This is a genomic window from Bacteroidota bacterium (assembly GCA_008933805.1).
GTDB lineage: Bacteria > Bacteroidota > Bacteroidia > UBA8524 > UBA8524 > SB11.
Genome location: WBUH01000002.1, coordinates 81,229 through 102,535, shown reverse-complemented (window position 1 = coordinate 102,535; position 21,307 = coordinate 81,229). Strand labels below are relative to the sequence as shown.

Genomic DNA, 21,307 nt, shown 5'->3' with positions numbered 1-21,307 from the left:
AAAAGGTGATTGTTAACTTTTAAAACTATTCAAGGTTGATATCCAAACCTAAACCGCGAAGTTCATGCATCAATACATTGAACGACTCAGGAATACCGGGTTGTGGCAGGTTATCACCTTTCACAATGGCTTCATAGGTTTTGGCACGGCCTACGATATCATCCGACTTGATGGTAAGGATTTCTTGAAGGATGTTTGATGCACCAAATGCTTCCAACGCCCATACCTCCATCTCACCAAAACGCTGACCACCAAACTGGGCTTTACCACCCAAAGGTTGTTGTGTAATAAGTGAGTATGGTCCGATTGAACGTGCGTGCATTTTATCATCCACCATGTGACCCAGTTTCATCATGTAGATTACACCTACTGTTGTTGGTTGGTGGAAACGCTCGCCTGACAAACCGTCGAATAGGTAAGTTTGACCGTTTAAGGGCAAATTAGCATTCTTCAAATAGTCGTCAATTTGTTCTTGCGATGCACCATCAAATATAGGAGTGGCGAATTTAACACCTAGCTTCAAGCCGGCCCATCCCAGTACAGTTTCGTATATCTGTCCAAGGTTCATACGCGAGGGTACGCCCAGTGGGTTCAATACAATATCTACAGGAGTTCCGTCGGCCAAGAAAGGCATATCCTCTTCCCTTACTATACGTGCCACGATACCTTTGTTACCGTGACGACCCGCCATCTTATCACCCACTTTTAGCTTACGCTTGTTGGCAATAGATATTTTAGCAAGTTTCAAAATACCGGTTGGTAGTTCATCACCTACAGTTAATGCAAAATGCTTACGGCGGAAGTCTGATATCTCTTCGTTAACAGCTATTTTGTAGTTAACCAAAATGTCTTTGATTAGCTCGTTTTTAGCTTTATCAGTAGTCCAGTTATCAGCGTTAACGTTGGTGTAATCAATTTCGCTCAAGTTCTTTTGAGTAAACTTGGCTCCTTTTGGTATCAACTCTTCGTTGTATACGTTATTTACACCTTGTGAAGTTTTACCGTTAACTACTGTAAACAGTTTCTCAACCAATGTGTTTTTGATGGCTGCTACTGCTTTCTCATGGTCAGTTTCAAGCTTGGTAACCTTAGTTTTTTCATCACCTTTGGTTACTTTATCTTTCTTAACACGTGAGAATAGTTTTTTACCGATTACGATACCGTTGGTTGATGGGGGCGCCTTTAATGATGCATCTTTCACATCACCGGCTTTATCACCAAATATCGCACGCAACAGTTTTTCTTCGGGCGAAGGTTCAGTTTCACCTTTAGGAGTGATTTTACCAATCAATATATCTCCCTCTCCTACTTCGGCACCTATGCGGATAAGACCGTTTTCGTCAAGGTTACGTGTAGCTTCTTCGCTCACGTTTGGTATATCGTTGGTTAATTCTTCTTCACCACGTTTGGTATCGCGTACTTCCAGTTCATACTCAGTTACGTGCAACGAGGTAAACCAGTCGTCACGTACTACTTTTTCTGAAATTACAATCGCATCCTCAAAGTTGTAACCTTGCCAAGGCATGAATGCCACTAGCAGGTTTTTACCCAAAGCCAACTCACCATCGCGGGTTGCATAACCTTCGCAAAGTGGTTCGCCCTTGGTTACCCTTTGACCTTTTTTAACAATAGGTTTAAGGTTGATGCTTGTGTTTTGGTTGGTACGCAAAAACTTGATAAGAGGATATGTTTTAACGTTTCCGGCAAAACTTACCAACTTCTCATCTTCTGTGTACTCATATTTCACGCGTATTTCAAGTGCGTCTGAATATTCAACCACACCATCGCCTTCGGCAATTACCAAAGTACGTGAGTCAACAGCTACTTTTTTCTCCAAACCTGTACCTACGATAGGAGCATCAGGGCGCAACAAAGGCACTGCCTGACGTTGCATGTTAGAACCCATCAGCGCACGGTTAGCATCATCGTGCTCAAGGAAAGGAATTAGTGAAGCTGCTATAGATACAATCTGGTTAGGAGCAACGTCCATGTAATCCACAATGTGCGGATCTACCATCGGGAAGTCACCCTCGTACCTTGCTTTTACTTTTTCGGTATCAAAGTTTCCGTTTTCGTCAATCGTAGAGTTTGCCTGTGCGATTGTTTTACGGTCTTCTTCTTCAGCACTTAGGTATTCAACAGGCTCATCAACAGCAACCCTACCTTCAACTACCTTACGGTAAGGAGTTTCGATAAAGCCCATGCCGTTAATTTTAGCGTGAACACATAATGATGAAATCAAACCGATGTTCGGACCTTCAGGAGTTTCAATGGTACACAAACGACCGTAGTGGGTATAGTGTACGTCACGAACCTCGAAACCTGCACGTTCGCGTGAAAGACCACCGGGTCCAAGTGCCGACATACGACGCTTGTGGGTAATCTCAGCCAAGGGGTTGGTTTGATCCATGAACTGCGATAGCTGGTTGGTACCAAAGAACGAGTTGATAACTGACGATAGGGTACGTGCGTTAATCAAATCGGTTGGGGTAAATACCTCGTTATCGCGGATGTTCATACGCTCACGGATGGTACGAGCCATACGTGCTAAACCTACACCAAATTGTGCATACAACTGCTCACCTACCGTTCTTACACGACGGTTGCTCAAGTGGTCAATATCATCCACATCAGCACGAGAGTTACTTAGCTCAATAAGGTATTTTATAATGGCGATGATATCCTCTTTGGTAAGTACTTTAACTTCCATAGGGATATTCATTTCCAACTTACGGTTGATACGGTAACGGCCTACATCACCCAAATCGTAACGTTTATCAGAGAAGAACAAACGCTCGATAATACCGCGTGCGGTTTCCTCATCCGGTGGATCAGTGTTACGCAACTGGCGGTAGATATGCTCAACGGCTTCTTTACCGTTGTTTGAAGTATCTTTTTGAAGTGTGTTGTATATAATAGCAAAATCGTTGGTGGTAGTATCTTCTTTACTCAAGATGATAATCTTCACACCGGCATCAATAATCAAATCAATGTGGTCATCATTAAGCACAACATCGCGCTCAACAATCACCTCATTACGTTCGATAGAAACCACCTCACCGGTATCCTCGTCCACAAAATCTTCTACCCAAGTACGTAGTACCCTTGCAGCCAATTTGCGGCCAACTACCTTTTTAAGGCCTGATTTGCTAACTTTAATTTCTTCCGCTAGGTCGAAAATGTTAAGAATATCCTTATCGGTTTCAAACCCGATAGCACGCAATAACGTGGTTACGGGGAATTTCTTTTTCCTATCGATGTAAGCATACATTACGTTGTTTACGTCGGTAGCGAATTCCATCCACGAACCTTTAAATGGGATAACCCTTGCTGAATACAGCTTGGTTCCGTTGGTATGGTATGATTGCCCAAAAAATACACCGGGCGACCTGTGCAATTGTGATACTACAACACGCTCAGCACCGTTAATAATAAAAGTACCTTTAGGAGTCATGTAAGGGATAGTACCTAAGTACACATCCTGCACAATTGTTTGAAAATCTTCGTGGTCTTTGTCGTTACACGAAAGACGCAACTTTGCCTTAAGTGGAACGCTATAGGTAAGACCCCTTTCGATACACTCAGCAATGGTATAGCGGGGAGGGTCAACAAAATAATCCAAGAACTCCAATTCAAAAATGTTCCTGGTATCGCTAATAGGGAAGTTTTCGTAGAAAACTTTGAAAAGCCCTTCGTTTTTCCTGTTTTCCGATGAGGTTTCAAGCTGGAAAAACTCGCGGAAGGATTGTAGTTGTACGTCAAGAAAATCGGGGTAATCAATTACTTGCCCGATTGACGCAAAACTTATTCTTTCCTGGTTGTTTATTGTAGTTGCCAAGGGTATAAAATAAATTAAATGAGGAGGGAGAAATGTTGCAGGTATATAAAAGAGTACATAGACCCACGGAAAATCCGGGGTCTATGCATAAATATCGGGGCGGTATGATTACTTAACTTCAACAGTAGCTCCGGCTTCAACCAATTGAGCTTTAATAGCTTCAGCTTCTTCTTTAGAAACTTTTTCTTTTACAGCTTTTGGTGCACCGTCAACCAAGTCTTTGGCTTCTTTCAAGCCCAAACCGGTAAGGTCTTTTACTAACTTAACAACGTTAAGTTTAGCAGCACCAGCTGAACTTAGAATTACGTCAAATTCAGTTTGCTCAGCAGCAGCAGGGGCTGCATCGCCAGCAGGAGCAGCAGCAACTGCAACAGCAGCAGCAGCAGGCTCAATGCCGTATTCTTCTTTAAGAATTTTAGCAAGCTCGTTTACGTCTTTTACTGTTAAGCTAACCAACTGTTCCGCGAATTGTTTCAAATCTGCCATTTTATTATTTTTTTAAAAAGGTTTGTAATGAGTTAAAAATTGTTTTTGTTTTTTTTGAAATAAGTTATGCTTGTGCCCTCTCTTCAAGGGTCTTAACAATACCGGCCAATTTGTTGCCACCTGATTGCAATGCTGAAATAACATTTTGTGCAGGTGATTGCAGCAAACCGATAACTTCGCCGATAAGTTCGTTGCGTGATTTTAGTTTAGTAAGTACATCAAGCTGGCTGTCGCCGATAAATACATCAGAATCAATGTAAGCACCTTTCAACAAAGGCTTATCGTTAGATTTTCTGAATTCTTTAATGGCAAGAGCAGGTATTTTGGCATCATCACTAAACATAATTGCAGAAGTACCTTTAAGGATACTTGGCAATTCGCCGTAGTTATTACCCGAAGCTTCCATAGCTTTGCGGATTAAGGTGTTTTTAGCCACCTGCATTTTTATACCTTGCTTGTGTAAGCTGCGCCTAAGTTTGTTATCATTGCCAGCGCTTAGGTTTGAAGTATCTGTAATATAAATAAATTTATAGTTACGCAACTGCTCAGCCAAGCTGTTAACAATGTCCTCTTTTTCTTGCTTATTCATGTCTCTTTACGTTTACTTTAAGTCCCTGCATTAGATACCGGGAACCGATTTAGTGTCAATATTAACACCGGGGCTCATCGTGCTTGAGATGTAGATACTTTTAATGTAAGTACCTTTAGCAGAAGCAGGCTTTAGTTTTGCCAATGTCTGAATTAATTCAACAGCATTGTCGTAGAGATGCTCGGGCGAGAAGGAAGCTTTTCCCACCGAAGCGTGGATGATACCGGTTTTATCAACTTTAAAGTCGATTTTACCAGCCTTTACGTCCTTCACAGCTTTACCAACCTCCAGCGTAACAGTTCCGGATTTTGGATTGGGCATCAGGTTACGGGGTCCTAGGATTTTACCTAGTTTACCCAACTTTGCCATTACTGTAGGCATGGTGATAATGATATCAATATCAGTCCAGCCGCTTTCAATTTTGGCAATGTAATCGTCAAGCCCAACGTGGTCGGCACCGGCTTCGCGTGCTTCTTGTTCTTTATCAGGAGTGCAAAGTACAAGTACACGGATGGTTTTACCGGTTCCATGAGGCAACACTGCTGTGCCCCTAACCATTTGGTTTGATTTACGAGGGTCAACACCCAAGCGAACGTCAATATCAACTGACGAATCGAACTTCGTCAATGATAAATCTTTTACAATCTTGGCAGCATCTACCAACGTATATGCTTGTTTAGGATCGTATTTTGCTAATTGTAATTTTCTTTTTTTAGTTAAACGTGCCATGGTTTTCTCAACTCGTTTTGTGGTTTAAGATTATGCCCAAGGTGCAGTGCCGGTAACGGTTATTCCCATACTGCGAGCAGTACCGGCAACCATTTTCATTGCCGATTCTACTGTGAAGCAATTCAAATCAGGCATTTTTTCTTCAGCAATTTGCTTCACTTGATCCCAAGAAACCGAACCTGTCTTTTTACGGTTAGGTTGGTCTGAGCCTTTTTGAATTTTGCAAACTTCAAGCAGTTGTGCTGCAACCGGTGGAGTTTTCAAGATAAAGTCGAAAGACTTATCTGTGTACACGGTTATCACCACGGGGCAAACCTTGCCTGCTTTGTCTTGCGTGCGGGCATTAAACTGCTTACAAAACTCCATGATATTAACACCTTTGGCACCCAGTGCAGGGCCAATGGGGGGAGCCGGGTTAGCAGCACCACCTTTAATCTGTAGTTTTATATAGGTGAATATTTCCTTTGCCATTCTGTTTCAGTTATTTATAAATCATCACTCAGTAGTAGTTGCGGGTGGAAGCTACCGCGTCTTGTACGTTGTGTTAATTTTGATTATTGTTCTTTTTCTACTTGTACGTAGTTTAGTTCTAAAGGTGTGCGGCGGCCAAATATCTTAACCATTACCTTAAGTTTCTTTTTCTCCTCATATACCTCTTCTATAGTACCGCTAAATCCGCTGAAAGGACCATCGGTAACTTTCACGGTTTCGCCTACTATAAAAGGTTCAATTGCGGTTTCGCCTTTTTCTGATTGCTCATCAACTGTACCCAATATACGGGCAACTTCGGCTTGGCGCAGAGGTATTGGTTGGTCTTTGGCTCCCAAAAATCCAACAACACCATTTATACCAATAATAATGGGGGCAACTTCGCCCACCAAGTTTGCTTGTATAAGTATGTATCCGGGATAAAAGCTACGCTCTTTTGAGGTTTTTTTGCCATTACGTATTTGGTACACCTTTTCCATAGGGATAAGCACCTGCGGTACAAAATCACTAAGACCTGCACGTGCAAGTTCATTCTCTATGTAGGCTTTTACCTTTTTCTCCTGGCCACTAATAGCCCTCACTACATACCACTTAAAATCCTGCATACGGTACCTCTATTATTTAAAAAACGAGTAAACCATCTTCAGAAGTTCACTCAAGCCCAAGTCTGCTCCCCATACTACAAAAGAAAATATTACTGAAGATACCAATACCAAGATAGTACTGTCTTGTAACTCTTCCCAAGTAGGCCAGCTAACTTTGGTTACTAATTCGTCGTATGACGCAGCTATATATTCTTTTACCCTTTTCATAATTCAGGTTTCGCAGGGGTAACAGGACTCGAACCCATATCAACGGTTTTGGAGACCGCTATTCTACCTTTGAACTATACCCCTAACTTTAAGTTTTTCATAAGATACAAAAATCAATCCCGAGTTAACGGGATTGATTTCGTATCATTTATATTTTAAATCCTCGACGATTAGTCAAGAATTTCAGTTACCTGACCTGCACCGATGGTACGTCCACCTTCGCGGATAGCGAAACGAAGACCTTTTTCCATAGCGATTGGGTTCAAAAGGGCAACTGTGATAGTTACGTTATCACCGGGCATTACCATTTCAGTACCTTCTGGAAGAGATACGTCACCGGTAACGTCAGTTGTACGGAAGTAGAACTGAGGCTTGTATTTGTTGAAGAATGGGGTGTGACGACCACCTTCTTCTTTGGTAAGGATATAAACCTCGCCTTTGAATGCTTTGTGAGGAGTTACTGAACCTGGCTTGCAAATAACCATACCACGACGGATAGATTCTTTGTCGATACCACGTAGCAACAAACCTGCGTTATCACCAGCTTCACCACGGTCAAGGATCTTACGGAACATCTCGATACCAGTTACGGTTGAGGTTAGTTTTTCAGAACCCATACCGATGATTTCTACAGGATCACCAGAGTTGATTACACCCCTTTCAATCCTACCGGTAGCAACAGTACCACGACCAGTGATTGAGAACACGTCCTCGATAGGCATCAAGAAAGGTTGGTCAGTCAAACGTGGAGGAATTGGAATCCAGTTGTCAACAGCATCCATAAGAGCTTTAACAGTGTCAACCCACTTAGGTTCGCCGTTCAAAGCACCAAGTGCTGAACCACGGATAACTGGGATATTGTCACCGTCGAAGTTGTAGAAACTCAACAGTTCGCGGATTTCCATTTCTACTAGGTCAAGTAGTTCGGGATCGTCAACCATGTCAACTTTGTTCATAAATACAACAAGTTGAGGTACACCTACCTGACGAGCCAAAAGGATGTGCTCGCGAGTTTGAGGCATAGGACCGTCGGTTGAAGCAACCACCAATATAGCACCGTCCATTTGCGCAGCACCAGTAACCATGTTCTTAACATAGTCAGCGTGACCTGGGCAATCTACGTGAGCGTAGTGACGGTTAGCGGTTTGATATTCAACGTGGGCGGTGTTAATGGTAATACCGCGTTCTTTTTCTTCAGGAGCTGCGTCGATTGAATCAAATGAGCGGGCTTCTGACAAACCGGCGTCAGCCAATACTTTGGTAATGGCAGCCGTAAGTGTAGTTTTACCGTGATCCACGTGACCAATTGTACCAATGTTCACGTGAGGTTTTGAACGGTCGAAATTCTCTTTAGCCATTTTATTTTTGTTTAAGTATTCGTTTTATGTTTAAAAATATAAACTTCTTTCTGTTTTGTTCTGCACCTATCTTTTTCACTTTCTAGAGCCGTTGATGAGAATTGAACTCACGACCTCTTCCTTACCAAGGAAGTGCTCTACCCCTGAGCTACAACGGCAGTTTGCATTTCACTTGCATGTTTTGCGGGTGCTATAACAATGCCCGGTTTGCTTTTGAGCGGGAGACGAGGCTCGAACCCGCGACCTACAGCTTGGAAGGCTGTCGCTCTACCAACTGAGCTACTCCCGCAAACCTGCATAGCTGTGCTATGCATTTGGTGGGGAGAGAAGGATTCGAACCTTCGTAGGTTTCCCAACGGATTTACAGTCCGTCCCATTTGGCCACTCTGGTATCTCCCCGTTTGCATTTAAAATGCGAGCCACTTGCCGGGATCGAACCAGCGACCTACTGATTACAAATCAGTTGCTCTACCAGCTGAGCTAAAGTGGCTTGTTATAAAAAAGAACAGTCCTTTGATGTCAGTACGTTTCGTACTTTTTCAAAGGACTGCAAAAGTAGATGAAAAAATTATTTGTGCAAAGAAATTTTTAAAAATTTACAGCACGAAGTTTGTCTTTGTACTTTTTCAACTGCATTTTTAGTGACTCAACTGCCAGATCTATAGCGCATTCGAACGTGCGGCAGTGCTCTTCACAAAATAGTGTTTGGTTCTGAACATTTAGTTTAACCTCGAGGGTTTTGTTGTTATTGTCTCCACTTTTTTCAACTTTCAAATACACATTTGCATCAATGATGTTATCATGAAATGTGAGCAGCTTCTCAAGGCGCTTTTGGATGTAAGCAATAAGTTTCCTGTCAGCGTCGAAATGAATAGATTGAATCATGATTTGCATAGCTCGTAAAATTAAGGGTTAAACTTATGATGATTTTGGATGGGACTTTTTATGTACCTCCTTTAGGCGTTCTATAGAGTTGTGTGTGTATACCTGTGTAGCCGCAAGGCTGGCGTGCCCTAGCAATTCTTTGATTGCGTTAAGGTCGGCGCCGTTTTCTAACAGATGGGTAGCGAATGTATGGCGCAACACGTGTGGACTTTTTTTCTTTACTGTGGTAACCAATGACAAATTCCCCTTCACAATTTTATATACCAGCCCGGGATACATTTTGTCTCCCTTGTTGCATAACAAATATAAACATTTTTCGGAATTTTCAGCCTTAGCAGCCAGGTATTTTTCAACAATTTCAAGTAAGGGCTTACTGATAGGGATAATGCGCTCTTTATTGCGTTTTCCTAGCACTTTTAGCGTTTGTCCGTAAAAATCTACATCCGTTTCTTTCAGGTTGATTAGCTCGCTTAAACGCATACCCGTTCCATACAGCATTTCTACAACCAACCTATTGCGTAGTGATAGGAAGTCATCGCCGTCCTCGGGCAATATGTTTTCGGTTAATACCTCCATTTTGCCTTTTTCAACAAATACAGGCAGTTGTTTGGGCTTTTTGGGTGATTGAACCTTGGCCATGGGATTGCCATCGGCCTTACCCGTTTTTTTGAGGTATTTAAAGAAGCTTTTTAGGCTGGATATCTTTCGGTTTACCGAAGTGGCTTTTACGCCCTCTGAAAGTAATTGTGCAAGCCAGCTGCGAATTTGTTGATGGGTGATGGTATCTACTGTAACTGCTCCGTAATGGTTGGTTACGTATTGGGCAAACTGGTCTAAATCGTTTTGGTAGGCAGCGATGGTATGTTGCGAGTATTTCTTCTCAACTACCAAATACTCAATAAAAAACAAAATTTCTGTATCCATCACACTTTACGTGTAAAGATACAGAAATTAAATATCATTAACCAGCAGGTCGAAATTATTCGCCTGTGATTTGTTGCGATTGCTTGTAGGCAGCCTTAATGATTTGCATACGACGAGAAATTGAGGGTTTCTCAAAGGCCTGACGGCGACGAAGTTCTTTCAGTACTCCAGTTTTTTCAAACTTCTTTTTAAACTTCTTAAGGGCTTTATCTAAGCTTTCGTTTTCTTTTACGTTAACTATAATCATGTCAAATAAAATTCCAAATGGGGTTGCAAAAATAATACACTAATCTGTTATGTGCAAGCTATTTCAAAATCTCTCTTGAGATTACTAACTTTTGTATCTCTGATGTGCCTTCGCCAATGGTGCAAAGTTTGCTATCGCGGTAAAATTTCTCTACCGGATAATCTTTGGTATAGCCATAGCCACCAAATATCTGCACGGCTTCGGTAGATACTTTTACAGCTACTTCTGATGCGTAATACTTAGCCATTGCCGAAAGTTTGTTTAATGGCATATTGCGGTTTTTACAATCAGCTGCTTGCATAATAAGCAATTCTGAAGCTTCTATTTGGGTAGCCATATCTGCTAATTTAAACCCGATGGCTTGAAACTCACCGATGGGTTTACCAAACTGTTCGCGTTCTCTTGCATATTTAAGCGATGCTTCGTAAGCTCCTTTGGCAATACCTAATGAAAGTGCTGCGATTGATATGCGACCGCCTTCTAATACTTTCATGGCTTGTTTGAAACCTTGGCCTACTTCGCCTAATATCTGGCTTTTGTGTACACGGCAGTTCTCAAAAATCAACTCGGTAGTTTCGCTGGCGCGCATTCCAAGTTTGTTTTCTTTACGGCCGGCACTAAAGCCCGGTGTTCCTTTTTCAATTACAAATGCAGTAATACCGTTGCTGTCAAGCAATTCACCTGTACGCACCATCACTACTGCTACATCACCGCTTTTACCGTGTGTAATCCAGCTTTTTGCACCGTTTATCACCCAGTAATCACCATCCTGCACGCCTACCGTCATCATGCGGAATGCATCTGAACCTGTGTTGGGCTCGGTAAGACCCCAAGCACCAATCCACTCAGCAGTGGCAAGTTTTGGTAAGTATTTTTGTTTTTGTTCTTCTGAACCAAAGTACATAATGTGGCCGGTGCACAATGAGTTGTGCGCAGCTACCGAAAGACCTATTGAACCGCAAACTTTAGAAATTTCGCTGATTACGGTTGCATACTCAAAGTATCCGAAACCTGAGCCTCCGTATTCTGTGGGAACTAAAACGCCCATCAAACCCAGCTGGCCCAATTGTTTAAAAACCTCGATAGGAAACTCTTGACTTTCGTCCCATTCCATCATTTTTGGCCTTATATGGCGGTCGGCAAAATCGCGCACCATATCGCGCACCATCTTCATATTCTCGGTTTCTGCAAAACCCAATGTTGTGGAAGTATCTATCATTTCTCCTGTTGAACTCATTTTAAACAATTTCCGATTTTGGCAAAAATAAAGCTAATTTTCAATTTTATCCCATCCGGCTATGTACAATGTGTAATTATCGATAAACTAACTGCAACACATTGTGCTATTTAACATCGCCTAAAACGATACATAATGTTTTAGCAGAACTGCATCGCGGGTAGTAATGATGCCCAACACTGTTAAATCGTCAAGGCTTTTTATTTTGCCATAGCGGGCAATGTATTTGGGTATTGCCGAAGACTGCTTATAGCTGATATACGGATGTGCGGACAGCTGCTTTTGGGTAGCTGTGTTAATATTTATTTTTTTGATACGAGAAATATTTACCGTTAGCTGCGCTTTGATTTCATCCATGCGTTGTTGCTTTTCGGCCAGCGAGGCTACGGGAATGGTAAAGGCTTCTCCCAATTGGCTAAGACTATAGTAGCCCCCTAGTTGATTACGGTATTGCAGGATTTTGTGGGCAAAATAAGGGCCGATACCTTTTACCGCCAGTAGCTGCAATGAGTCGGCAGTGTTTATTTCAACCAACCCACGTGAGGCTGGTTTTTCACTTTTAGATGTTTCTGCATCCGGTAATACCAAAAACGGTAAGTACACTTTGTATAAGCTATCGGTGAGGTTATACAGTTTGGCAAAATCGGCTTTGGTGGCAAACGGTCCTACTTTTTGGCGGTAGTTGATGATTTGTGCAGCAAGCTTTTTAGGAATACCGCAGGCCATTAAAGAATCTAAGCTATAGGTATTGGGGTTGAAGGGTTTAAGTAAACTTTGTTGGGTTGTAGCTTGTTCATTAGCCAGTTGTTTAAGTTCAAGGGCGTTCTGCTCAAATTGTTGCTTTGCCTCTTCCCTATCTGTCCCTACCCAAAGGGGTACGGTGAAACTTACTATTATTAGTGCTATTAATACAAAGAGCAGTACAAATATGCCGTTGCGCTCACGCCTGCTGAATTGAAAGTACTGCTTTATGTGTTGTTTCACGTTACGAATTTATGCAACTGGTTGAAACCTGCTACTTTTTAACGTTAAAAGGAGTGGCTAAAAAGTCAAAATAACGTCCACGGATGGAGTTTACTATTTTGCCACGAAGACACTAAGTCGCTATTAACAACTATTTTGCTTCTTAGTGTATTTGAGGCAGGTTACAAAACTTGTAAGCTGTTTAATTCAGCAACATCCCAAATGGTTTAAAATCATTCGGAATGTCTTAACGCAAGACAACGTTTTGTATCAGTCGGTTCAACAGGTTTTAATCTGTTGTTTTTAAAGCGCAAGGGTATTTTTTGCTGCGACGGATTAAAATCCGTCTCTTTTGTGATTACAATGCGAGAGAGGACTTAAGTCATCTCTCGATTGGTAATTGTAATAGTGGGGTTTTTAAACCCAAAATAACAATGGGCTTTATTCCGTCCAACCCCCGACGGGCATAAAGCCCGTCTCTTTTGCAAGGGTTCGTTGCGAATGGTTTAAAACCATTCGCAACGTTAGCTGCTTATACAGTTAAAAAGCCGAAGGCAGACTTAAGTCTGCCTTCGGCTTTTTATTATAAAATTGGGGGGGAATACCTATTAGTACACTGCTACCAGTTTATCGACGTTGTAAACGCCTTGCGCCAGTTTTTCTTTCACTTCGCTAAAGGCTTTCAACGTTTCTTCTACATCAGCAAGGCTGTGTGCAGCAGTAGGTATCAAGCGTAATAAAATAACTCCTTTGGGTACTACAGGATATACTACTATTGAGCAGAAAATATCGTAGTTCTCACGTAAATCGTGGGTAAGTGCAGTGGCTTCGGGTATGGTTCCGTTTAATATTACGGGGGTAACGGGCGATGAGGTTACACCAATATTAAAGCCACGTTCACGTAAGCCGTTTTGCAATGCGTTTACTATCGTCCACAGTTTCTCTTTGTGTTCGGGTTGGCTGCGCAACAGTTCTAGGCGTTTCAAAGCACCGATAACCATTGGCATGGGCAAACTTTTGGCAAATATTTGCGAACGCATATTATAGCGCAGGTGTTTTACAACCATTTTGTTACCGCCTATAAATGCACCGATACCTGCCATGCTCTTAGCAAAGGTTCCGAAATAAATATCGATACCGTTGGTTACGTCTTGCTCCTCTCCTATCCCTGCGCCGGTTTTACCCATTGTGCCGAAACCGTGTGCGTCATCCACAAACAAACGGAAGTTGTATTTTTCTTTCAGTGCTACTATGCCTTTTATGTTGCCTTGCGCACCGCTCATTCCAAACACACCTTCAGTAATCACCAATATACCTCCGTTGTTTTCAGCAGCTACACGGGTAGCGCGTTTCAACTGGGTTTCAAGGCTGTCCATATCGTTGTGGTTGTACACAAAACGTTTGCCCATGTGCAGGCGCACCCCGTCGATAATACAAGCGTGGCTTTCAGCATCGTACACAATTACGTCGTGGCGGTCAACCAAAGTGTCAATGGCACTTACCATACCTTGGTAGCCGTAGTTTAGCAATATGGCATCATCGTACCCTACAAAGCTTGCAAGCTCACGCTCCAATTGCTCGTGGTAGTTGCTGTTACCGCTCATCATGCGGGCACCCATCGGGTAGGCCATACCGAATTGTGCAGCGGCGTCCGCATCGGCTTTGCGCACTTCGGGGTGGTTGGCCAGCCCCAAGTAGTTATTTAAGCTCCAAATAAGTTTGGTTTTGCCCCTAAAAATCATGCGGCTACTGATTTCGCCTTCAAGTTTTGGGAACATATAATACCCTTCGGCCCCTTCGGACCACATGCCCAGCGGACCGGGCTTACCTGCTATCTTCTCAAATAAATCCATAAACTGCTATGCTTTTACGTTGCGGCAAAATAAAAGAAAATTATTACTGTAAACTATGATATTACACATGCACAATTGTGGATAACCCTGTTATTTTGGTGCTTTTGAGTACATATACAACCCGATAATCAAGAACAAGAGGTTGGGTATCCATACTGCAATTAAGGGATCTAAACCGCCTGAGGTGGCAAAGGTGTTACCAAAATGGCTAAACAGCATAAAGCTGCCCCCTATTAATACTCCCAAGCCAAGATGGATGCCCACCCCGCCCCGCACCTTGCGCGATGATATTACAAAGGCGATGAGGGTGAGTATGACGCCGGCAAAAGGGAATGCTATGCGGCGGTATTTTTCAATCAAATAAAAATCTATGTTTTCTGCTCCGCGTATTTTTTCGGCTTCGATAAATTCATTGATTTCGCGGTTGTTTAGTACGCCCACTTCATCGTTTCGCCTGAAAACGTCCTGCGGATTAAAATTCATCGAAATATCCATCTGGTCGCCCTTTTTTATACCCTCATCTCCTGATGGTAAAAACTCACGGATAAAATAATTCTGCAAGGCCCACGATTGACTTTCGGAATTCCAGTACAGTTTTTCAGCGTAAATTTTTTGTTTTAAATCAAGCCCCTCAAAACGGTCTAATGTCATGTGGTAACCGAAGCTGTCTTTATTATTATAGGTTTGAAGGTAAAGAAACTGCCCTTTTTCAAGCTGGCGGTGAATGTTGTTTTTCCAGTTGTTATCCAGCTTGCGACCTTTAAGAACTCGGTTCTGAAAATCAACGCGCCGTTGTTCGGTTTCGGGTATCACCCAAGAGTTTAATAAGTAGGTGATAACGGCTAGCACTGCTGCACCAATGAGAAACGGACGTAAAAGCCGTTTGAAACTGACCCCGCTGGCAAGTATGGAAACGATTTCTGAATCGGAAGCCATTTTGGAGGTAATAAGCAATACGGCCAAAAAGGTGAACAGCGGGCTAAACAGGTTATAAAAATACGGTACAAAATAAATGTAATACCCAAACACCAGCCCCCCAAAGGATACTTTGGAGCTGATAAAGTCGTCCATCTTTTCAGAAGTATCAACAACGATAGATACCATTATGGCCAACCCTAATGAAAAGAAAAAGGTGGTAAAGTATTTTTTTAATATGTACCTGTCGATTATCGTTAACACTATCGTGGTTATCAGTTATTGGTTATCCGTTATTCAAATTATTACAGCCTTCTTTGCAATTTTGGAACCATTTGTTGTTTCCACTCAAAAAAAGTGCCTTCGTTTATTTTTTGACGGGCTTGTTCCATCAACCATAGATAAAAAGTAAGGTTGTGGCGACTGGCTATCATAGCTCCCAACATTTCGCCCGCGTGTATCAAATGGCGCAGGTAGGCTTTGCTAAAATGCGGGGTAATGGTTTCGTCAACGGGGCTAAAATCTTCTTTCCACTTCTCGTTGCGCATGTTCATTGTGCCTTCGGCAGTAAATAGCATTCCGTTGCGGGCATTGCGGGTAGGCATCACACAATCAAACATATCTATGCCCAATGCAATACATTCAAGCAAGTTTGCGGGAGTGCCTACACCCATCAGGTAACGGGGTTTGCTGCGGGGCAAAATACCGCATACCAGCTCCGTCATTTCATACATCATCTCGGCAGGCTCGCCTACTGAAAGACCGCCAATAGCATTGCCATCGCAATCCATGCTTGCAATGTATTCTGCCGATTGTTTGCGCAAATCAGCATACACACTGCCCTGCACAATGGGAAAAAGCGTTTGCTCGTACCCGTACAAAGGGTCGGTGGCTCTAAAATGGTCTACACACCTTTTTAACCAACGGTGGGTAAGCTCCATTGAGTTTTTGGCATATTTAGGCTCGCAAGGGTATGGAGTACACTCATCAAAAGCCATAATTATATCAGCCCCTATCAGGCGTTGTATGTCCATTACCCCTTCAGGAGTAAACAGGTGCATACTACCGTCGATGTGCGATTTGAACTTAGCACCTTCTTCTGTTAGCTTACGGTTATCGGCCAATGAAAATACCTGATACCCGCCGCTATCGGTAAGTATTGGTCTGTCCCAATTAATAAACTTATGCAAGCCGCCGGCCTGTTTTAAAACATCGGTGCCGGGGCGCAAGTATAAATGGTAGGTATTGCCCAATATTATTTGGGCGTTGATGTGTTCTTTTAAATCGTGTTGGGTAACTGCTTTTACGGTGCCTGCCGTACCCACAGGCATAAAAATGGGGGTTTGTATCACCCCGTGCGCTGTTTCTACTTCGCCCGTGCGGGCTTTGCTGTTTTTATCTTCTGCCTGTACTGTAAATTTCATGCGAGGGGCAAAAGTAAGTTTTATTCAAAGTGAAACGAAAAGTTTACAATACGACTCCACAAACCGTTCATGCTTTCGGTATATACGTAGCCGTCTTTTACCAGTGCATTGCTGATGCCGTTGGTAAGTTTTAGCTCGGGTGAAAGTTTAAAGAAAGGGAAGTAAATATCGAATCCTGCGCCTAACTCGTAGCTGAATGTATGCGGCTGAACTGCCACCACGGGGTCGGCAAGACTGCGTTGGGCATCAATGTTTGAAGCCAAATCGTAGCTGTATTTAAACCCGCCTGTTACATAAAACCCGTAATTGCCAAAACGGCGGGTACGGTATTTTACTAATAAAGGTATCTCTAAATACACCGATTCGATTTTTACCTCGCGATTGCTTCTTGAGTTGGTGAATTTATATACAAGGTTACGCTGCGCAAAGGCTATTGAGGGTAGTGCACGCAGGTTAAAGTTTTCGGCAAAGCTAAAATCGGCAATGCCGCCCAATACAAATCCTGGGAAACGCCTAACCGAAATACTATGCAGGGTATCAATATTAAGGAACTCATTATCCAAACGGATTTTGAAGTCGTTATTATTGGCACCCAACGTAAAGCCGAAATGCAATTTCTTTTTCGACCAATAGTTGGGCATATTTAGCTGTTGGGCACTAAGTTGCGCGCTGCCAACCAGCAGGATAAGCCAAACTGTTACTTTTATCGTATGCCTGAGTAAACCGTACAAATGCCGAAGGTTAATGTTTTCTGTTCAACTGTATTAAAACCGGTGCTTTTCATAATCCCGCAAAACGCATCCCCTTCAGGAAATGCCATTACTGATTGCGGAAGGTATGTATATGCACTCTGGTCTTTTGAAATCATCTTTCCCCACAGGGGCAAGATATTGCTAAAGTAAAAATTATACAGTTGCTTAATGGGTGTTTTTTTAGGTTTAGAAAATTCAAGCACCACCAATTTGCCTCCGGGTTTCAACACCCTGAAAATTTCGGATAGTCCTTTTTGAAGGTTTTCAAAGTTCCTTACACCAAAAGCAACGATTACAGCATCAAAACTATTGTCTGCAAACTCAAGATTTTCGCTATCGCCCTTCACAAAACTGATTTTATCCTGCAAATTACGCTTTTGGGCTTTTTCGCGGGCAAAGCTCAGCATACCCTCTGATAAGTCAAGACCTACCAGTGTTTGCGGGTTCAATCGTTTGTTCACCTCAAAAGCAATGTCACCGGTTCCGGTGGCTATATCCAATACGCTTTGGGGTTTAATGGGTTTTAGCAGGTTGATGGCTTTGCGCCTCCAGCCTTTATCAATACCCATCGAAAGAAAATGATTCAAAAAATCGTAGCGGTGGGCAATGCTGTCAAACATCTTTTCTACCTGCTGCTTCTTGCCCAGTTCTGAGTCTTTATAAGGGGTTACGGTTTCCAATGGTGTACTTGGGTTGTTTGTAATGTGCTTGCTATATAATTATATGTATGCTAAACATTACAATTTGTTTTAGGTTTGCAAAGGTAGCAAAATAGAGGCCAAAAGTAATGAATATCACAAGTGCTAAGTTTATAAGCAGTTTTGCAGAGATAAGTAAACTCCCCAATACGCAATTACCCGAAATGGCTTTTATCGGCCGCTCAAACGTGGGTAAATCCTCACTAATTAATATGCTGACGGGACAGGCCAAACTGGCAAAAACATCTGCTACCCCCGGAAAAACCCAAACCATCAATCACTTTTTGATTGACGATTATTGGTATTTGGTGGATTTGCCCGGCTACGGTTATGCCAAGGTATCAAAAACATTGCGCGAAAAATGGGAAGGTATGATTAGCTCGTATATGCTAAAACGTGAGCCCTTGTGCAATGTATTTGTGCTGATTGATTGCCGCCTGCCGCCCCAAAAAATTGATATTGAGTTTGTAAACTGGCTGGGTGAAAACGGGTTGCCTTTGAGCATTGTTTTTACAAAAGCTGATAAACTAAAGCCAAGCGAGTTGCAACGCAACACTACTGCTTTTTTGGATGAACTGCTAACGGTTTGGGAAACCCTGCCTCCTTATTTTATTACTTCGGCTGAGAAGAAAACAGGTAAGGATGAGGTGCTTACTTACATACAAAAGATACTGGCTAGTCAGGAGTAGGGCTGTTTGAAACCTTATTTTGGTCGATGGGTATAAAACCCATCGTTATTATCCCTCCTATTACGACGGGTATAAAACCCGTCGCTGTTTTGCAATGATTCGTTCCGAATGGTTTAAGACCATTCGGAACGTTACACATAAAAGACCTGAATTTTATATTCAGGGTATTAATGGCGGGAATGAAACCTTTTCTGACCGATGGGTGTAAAACCCATCGTTGTTATCCTACCTATTACGACGGGTATGAAACCCGTCGCTATTGAGAACCCGTTTTGCAAAGGGTATGAAACCATTCTTGCCGACGGGTGTAAAACCCGTCGCTGTTGTATCCTCACATCACAGCAGGTATAAAACCTGCTGCTATTGCGTTGATGATGTTTGCCACACCGTTTTTATTCTAAATTATATAACTTGCTTCTTAAAGCCAATTATACAATTGATGAAAAAAACTCTACTCGTTACCTCACTTCTATTTCTTGTTTCAACGGCTGTAACGGCACAATTCAATAAAAACCGTTCGGTGTTGGTTACGGCAACGGTAAGCGAAAGTCCGGCTGCTATTACCCTTAAATTTCCAAAGTTTACTGATGCTACCCGCATACGGGTGTTTAGAAAAGCGAAGGAAGATAAGGACTGGGGCAATGTGTATGCTAACCTTGGCACGGGCGACAGTACTTATACCGATAATGCGGTTACCGTGGGTCAAGCCTACGAGTATTTGGTATTTAAAGAAGGCGGAAGCACGGGCGCACTGGGCAGTGTGTATGCCGGTATAAACCATGCTGTCGAAGAACAGCACGGCACGCTTGCGCTTGTGATTGATAATAATTATTTGCAACCGCTGGCCACCGAAATTGCCATGCTTGAAAAAGATTTGATTGGTGACGGCTGGCAAGTGCAACGCATTATCACTGAACGTACCGATGCAGTTACGGCGGTTAGGGATAAAATAAAGACTGTACCTAATGTGAAAGCCGTGTTTCTGTTGGGAAGAGTACCTGTCCCCTATTCAGGGAGTATATACCCTGACGGACACCCCGACCATTCGGGGGCTTGGCCTTGCGACGGGTATTACGGTGATGTAGATGGTTTGTGGACGGATAATATTGTAAGTACTTCGTCGGCATCAAGGGCTGAGAATAAAAACCAACCCGGTGATGGTAAGTTTGATGCCAGCCAGTTTGATAGCGATGTGGATTTAATGGTAGGCCGCGTTGACCTTTCTCGCTTGCCTGCTTTTGCGGGACAAAGTGATACGGCGTTGCTGCGTTACTACCTGCAAAAAAACCACAGCTACCGCATTGGACAGCTTACTGCCCCTGCAAGGGCGTTGATTGACGATAATTTTCAATCGTTTACAATTGCTTCGTCAAACTGGCGAAACTTTGCGCCCATGGTGGGCTCTGCAAACATTGTAGACAATGTGAACAACGGCGTTGACTACAATGCTGATTTGAAAAAAGACTGGTATTTATGGAGCGGGGCTTGCGGCGGCGGTTGGTACTCGTCTTGCGGCGGAGTAATCAACACCGCACAGTTTGCTGCGGATAGCATTAAAACCATTTTCACCTCGCTGGCAGGCAGTTATTTTGGCGATTGGGACATCCAAGATGCTTTGTTGCGTGCTGCATTGGCTTCAAAACCTTCGATACTGGCAAGTTTTTGGGGCGGTATTCCCAACTGGGCATTGCACCACATGGCATTGGGCGAATGTATCGGATACGGTGCGCGACTTACCCAAAACGAAAACGGCACATTGTATGAAGGAAACTTTAACGGCTCGCAACGCTTGATACACATTGCGCTGATGGGCGACCCTACCCTGCGTATGCACGTAGCGTTAGCCCCTACTACTATTGACGCTGTTGAAACGGGTACAAAAAAGGTAACGGTAAGCTGGACGGCCTCTACCGATGCTAATGTGGTGGGCTACCACGTGTACCGCGCCCCGCATTTGTACGGCAAGTATGTGAAGGTCAATCTTACGTTGGTAAACGGTACTAGCTTTGTTGACAATGACCCTTTGCAAGGCCACAACGTATATATGGTGCGTGCGGTGAAAAAGGAGACTACTCCATCGGGTACGTATTATAATTTGAGCCAAGGGATGTTTGACAGTACGGATATTACCTTCCCCGCGGGGATAGACCAATTGGCTGAAACGAACTTGCAACTGGCTGTGTACCCCAACCCTGCTACAACTGAACTTACCATTGCTCCCGCCGGCTTTAACGGCCCTGCTCTTAAGGGCAGCCTTATGAACCTTGTGGGACAAGTGGTACGTACCTTTGCCATTGAAAATGGTACTAATACGTTACCTATCGCTGATTTGCCCGCAGGTATTTACTTTATTCAAGTGCAAGGCAACGGGTACAAGGGTGTTACTAAGTTTGTGAGGGAGTAAGAACATAATATAGCT

20 protein-coding genes and 5 tRNA genes are annotated in these 21,307 nt (G+C 43.0%); 2 read left to right on the top strand and 23 right to left on the bottom strand.

Annotated features, from left to right (window positions below; all coding sequences use genetic code 11):
* Window positions 1–25: 25 nt before the first annotated feature.
* From rpoB to ubiE, 23 genes are all read right to left on the bottom strand, one after another.
* Window positions 26–3,838, bottom strand: coding sequence for a DNA-directed RNA polymerase subunit beta (rpoB, locus tag F9K23_02615; GenBank protein KAB2918054.1), 3,813 nt, complete (start codon window positions 3,836–3,838; stop codon window positions 26–28).
* 108 nt (window positions 3,839–3,946) lie between these two features.
* Window positions 3,947–4,324, bottom strand: coding sequence for a 50S ribosomal protein L7/L12 (locus tag F9K23_02610; protein ID KAB2918053.1), 378 nt, complete (start codon window positions 4,322–4,324; stop codon window positions 3,947–3,949).
* A 64-nt stretch (window positions 4,325–4,388) separates the two neighbouring features.
* Window positions 4,389–4,913: a 50S ribosomal protein L10 gene (locus F9K23_02605; GenBank protein ID KAB2918052.1), complete on the bottom strand. Its 525-nt coding sequence runs from the start codon at window positions 4,911–4,913 to the stop codon at window positions 4,389–4,391.
* 30 nt (window positions 4,914–4,943) lie between these two features.
* On the bottom strand, window positions 4,944–5,642 hold the full coding sequence (locus tag F9K23_02600) for a 50S ribosomal protein L1 (GenBank protein ID KAB2918051.1): 699 nt from the start codon (window positions 5,640–5,642) through the stop codon (window positions 4,944–4,946).
* Between the two features lie 30 nt (window positions 5,643–5,672).
* Window positions 5,673–6,113 (bottom strand): 50S ribosomal protein L11, encoded by a 441-nt coding sequence (gene rplK / locus F9K23_02595; GenBank protein KAB2918050.1) that lies wholly within the window; start codon window positions 6,111–6,113, stop codon window positions 5,673–5,675.
* Window positions 6,114–6,196: 83 nt separating this feature from the next.
* Window positions 6,197–6,736: a transcription termination/antitermination factor NusG gene (gene nusG, locus F9K23_02590; GenBank protein KAB2918049.1), complete on the bottom strand. Its 540-nt coding sequence runs from the start codon at window positions 6,734–6,736 to the stop codon at window positions 6,197–6,199.
* Window positions 6,737–6,748: 12 nt separating this feature from the next.
* On the bottom strand, window positions 6,749–6,943 hold the full coding sequence (gene secE / locus F9K23_02585; GenBank protein ID KAB2918048.1) for a preprotein translocase subunit SecE: 195 nt from the start codon (window positions 6,941–6,943) through the stop codon (window positions 6,749–6,751).
* A gap of 13 nt (window positions 6,944–6,956) precedes the next feature.
* A tRNA-Trp gene (locus tag F9K23_02580) sits at window positions 6,957–7,027 on the bottom strand.
* 86 nt (window positions 7,028–7,113) lie between these two features.
* The gene (gene tuf, locus F9K23_02575) at window positions 7,114–8,301 is read right to left on the bottom strand and encodes an elongation factor Tu (GenBank protein KAB2918047.1); all 1,188 of its coding nucleotides are present in this window, start codon (window positions 8,299–8,301) and stop codon (window positions 7,114–7,116) included.
* Between the two features lie 86 nt (window positions 8,302–8,387).
* Window positions 8,388–8,459: transfer RNA gene (locus F9K23_02570), tRNA-Thr, on the bottom strand.
* A 58-nt stretch (window positions 8,460–8,517) separates the two neighbouring features.
* Window positions 8,518–8,590 (bottom strand) — tRNA-Gly (locus tag F9K23_02565).
* A 26-nt stretch (window positions 8,591–8,616) separates the two neighbouring features.
* Window positions 8,617–8,700, bottom strand: a tRNA-Tyr gene (locus tag F9K23_02560).
* A gap of 18 nt (window positions 8,701–8,718) precedes the next feature.
* Window positions 8,719–8,791 (bottom strand) — tRNA-Thr (locus F9K23_02555).
* A gap of 98 nt (window positions 8,792–8,889) precedes the next feature.
* On the bottom strand, window positions 8,890–9,195 hold the full coding sequence (gene raiA / locus F9K23_02550; GenBank protein ID KAB2918046.1) for a ribosome-associated translation inhibitor RaiA: 306 nt from the start codon (window positions 9,193–9,195) through the stop codon (window positions 8,890–8,892).
* A 24-nt stretch (window positions 9,196–9,219) separates the two neighbouring features.
* The gene (locus F9K23_02545; GenBank protein ID KAB2918045.1) at window positions 9,220–10,110 is read right to left on the bottom strand and encodes a tyrosine-type recombinase/integrase; all 891 of its coding nucleotides are present in this window, start codon (window positions 10,108–10,110) and stop codon (window positions 9,220–9,222) included.
* A gap of 55 nt (window positions 10,111–10,165) precedes the next feature.
* Window positions 10,166–10,357: a 30S ribosomal protein S21 gene (locus tag F9K23_02540; GenBank protein KAB2918044.1), complete on the bottom strand. Its 192-nt coding sequence runs from the start codon at window positions 10,355–10,357 to the stop codon at window positions 10,166–10,168.
* Window positions 10,358–10,415: 58 nt separating this feature from the next.
* Window positions 10,416–11,576, bottom strand: a complete 1,161-nt coding sequence (locus tag F9K23_02535; protein KAB2918301.1) for an acyl-CoA dehydrogenase — start codon at window positions 11,574–11,576, stop codon at window positions 10,416–10,418.
* 138 nt (window positions 11,577–11,714) lie between these two features.
* Window positions 11,715–12,578: a hypothetical protein gene (locus F9K23_02530; GenBank protein KAB2918043.1), complete on the bottom strand. Its 864-nt coding sequence runs from the start codon at window positions 12,576–12,578 to the stop codon at window positions 11,715–11,717.
* 587 nt (window positions 12,579–13,165) lie between these two features.
* Entirely contained in the window at window positions 13,166–14,410 is a 1,245-nt protein-coding gene (locus F9K23_02525; GenBank protein KAB2918042.1) for an aminotransferase class I/II-fold pyridoxal phosphate-dependent enzyme, read from the bottom strand.
* A gap of 90 nt (window positions 14,411–14,500) precedes the next feature.
* Window positions 14,501–15,604: a YjgP/YjgQ family permease gene (locus tag F9K23_02520; protein ID KAB2918041.1), complete on the bottom strand. Its 1,104-nt coding sequence runs from the start codon at window positions 15,602–15,604 to the stop codon at window positions 14,501–14,503.
* Window positions 15,605–15,630: 26 nt separating this feature from the next.
* The gene (tgt, locus tag F9K23_02515; protein KAB2918040.1) at window positions 15,631–16,749 is read right to left on the bottom strand and encodes a tRNA guanosine(34) transglycosylase Tgt; all 1,119 of its coding nucleotides are present in this window, start codon (window positions 16,747–16,749) and stop codon (window positions 15,631–15,633) included.
* 20 nt (window positions 16,750–16,769) lie between these two features.
* Entirely contained in the window at window positions 16,770–17,480 is a 711-nt protein-coding gene (locus F9K23_02510; GenBank protein ID KAB2918039.1) for a PorT family protein, read from the bottom strand.
* Entirely contained in the window at window positions 17,453–18,181 is a 729-nt protein-coding gene (gene ubiE, locus F9K23_02505; protein KAB2918038.1) for a bifunctional demethylmenaquinone methyltransferase/2-methoxy-6-polyprenyl-1,4-benzoquinol methylase UbiE, read from the bottom strand. The genes F9K23_02510 and ubiE overlap by 28 nt, the downstream gene beginning before the upstream one ends.
* 107 nt (window positions 18,182–18,288) lie before the next feature.
* On the opposite strand from ubiE, the gene F9K23_02500 reads away from it, so the two are divergent.
* On the top strand, window positions 18,289–18,888 hold the full coding sequence (locus F9K23_02500; GenBank protein KAB2918037.1) for a YihA family ribosome biogenesis GTP-binding protein: 600 nt from the start codon (window positions 18,289–18,291) through the stop codon (window positions 18,886–18,888).
* 283 nt (window positions 18,889–19,171) lie between these two features.
* A complete protein-coding gene (locus F9K23_02495) occupies window positions 19,172–21,292 on the top strand; it encodes a T9SS type A sorting domain-containing protein (GenBank protein KAB2918036.1) in 2,121 nt (706 codons plus the stop codon).
* Window positions 21,293–21,307 lie beyond the last annotated feature (15 nt).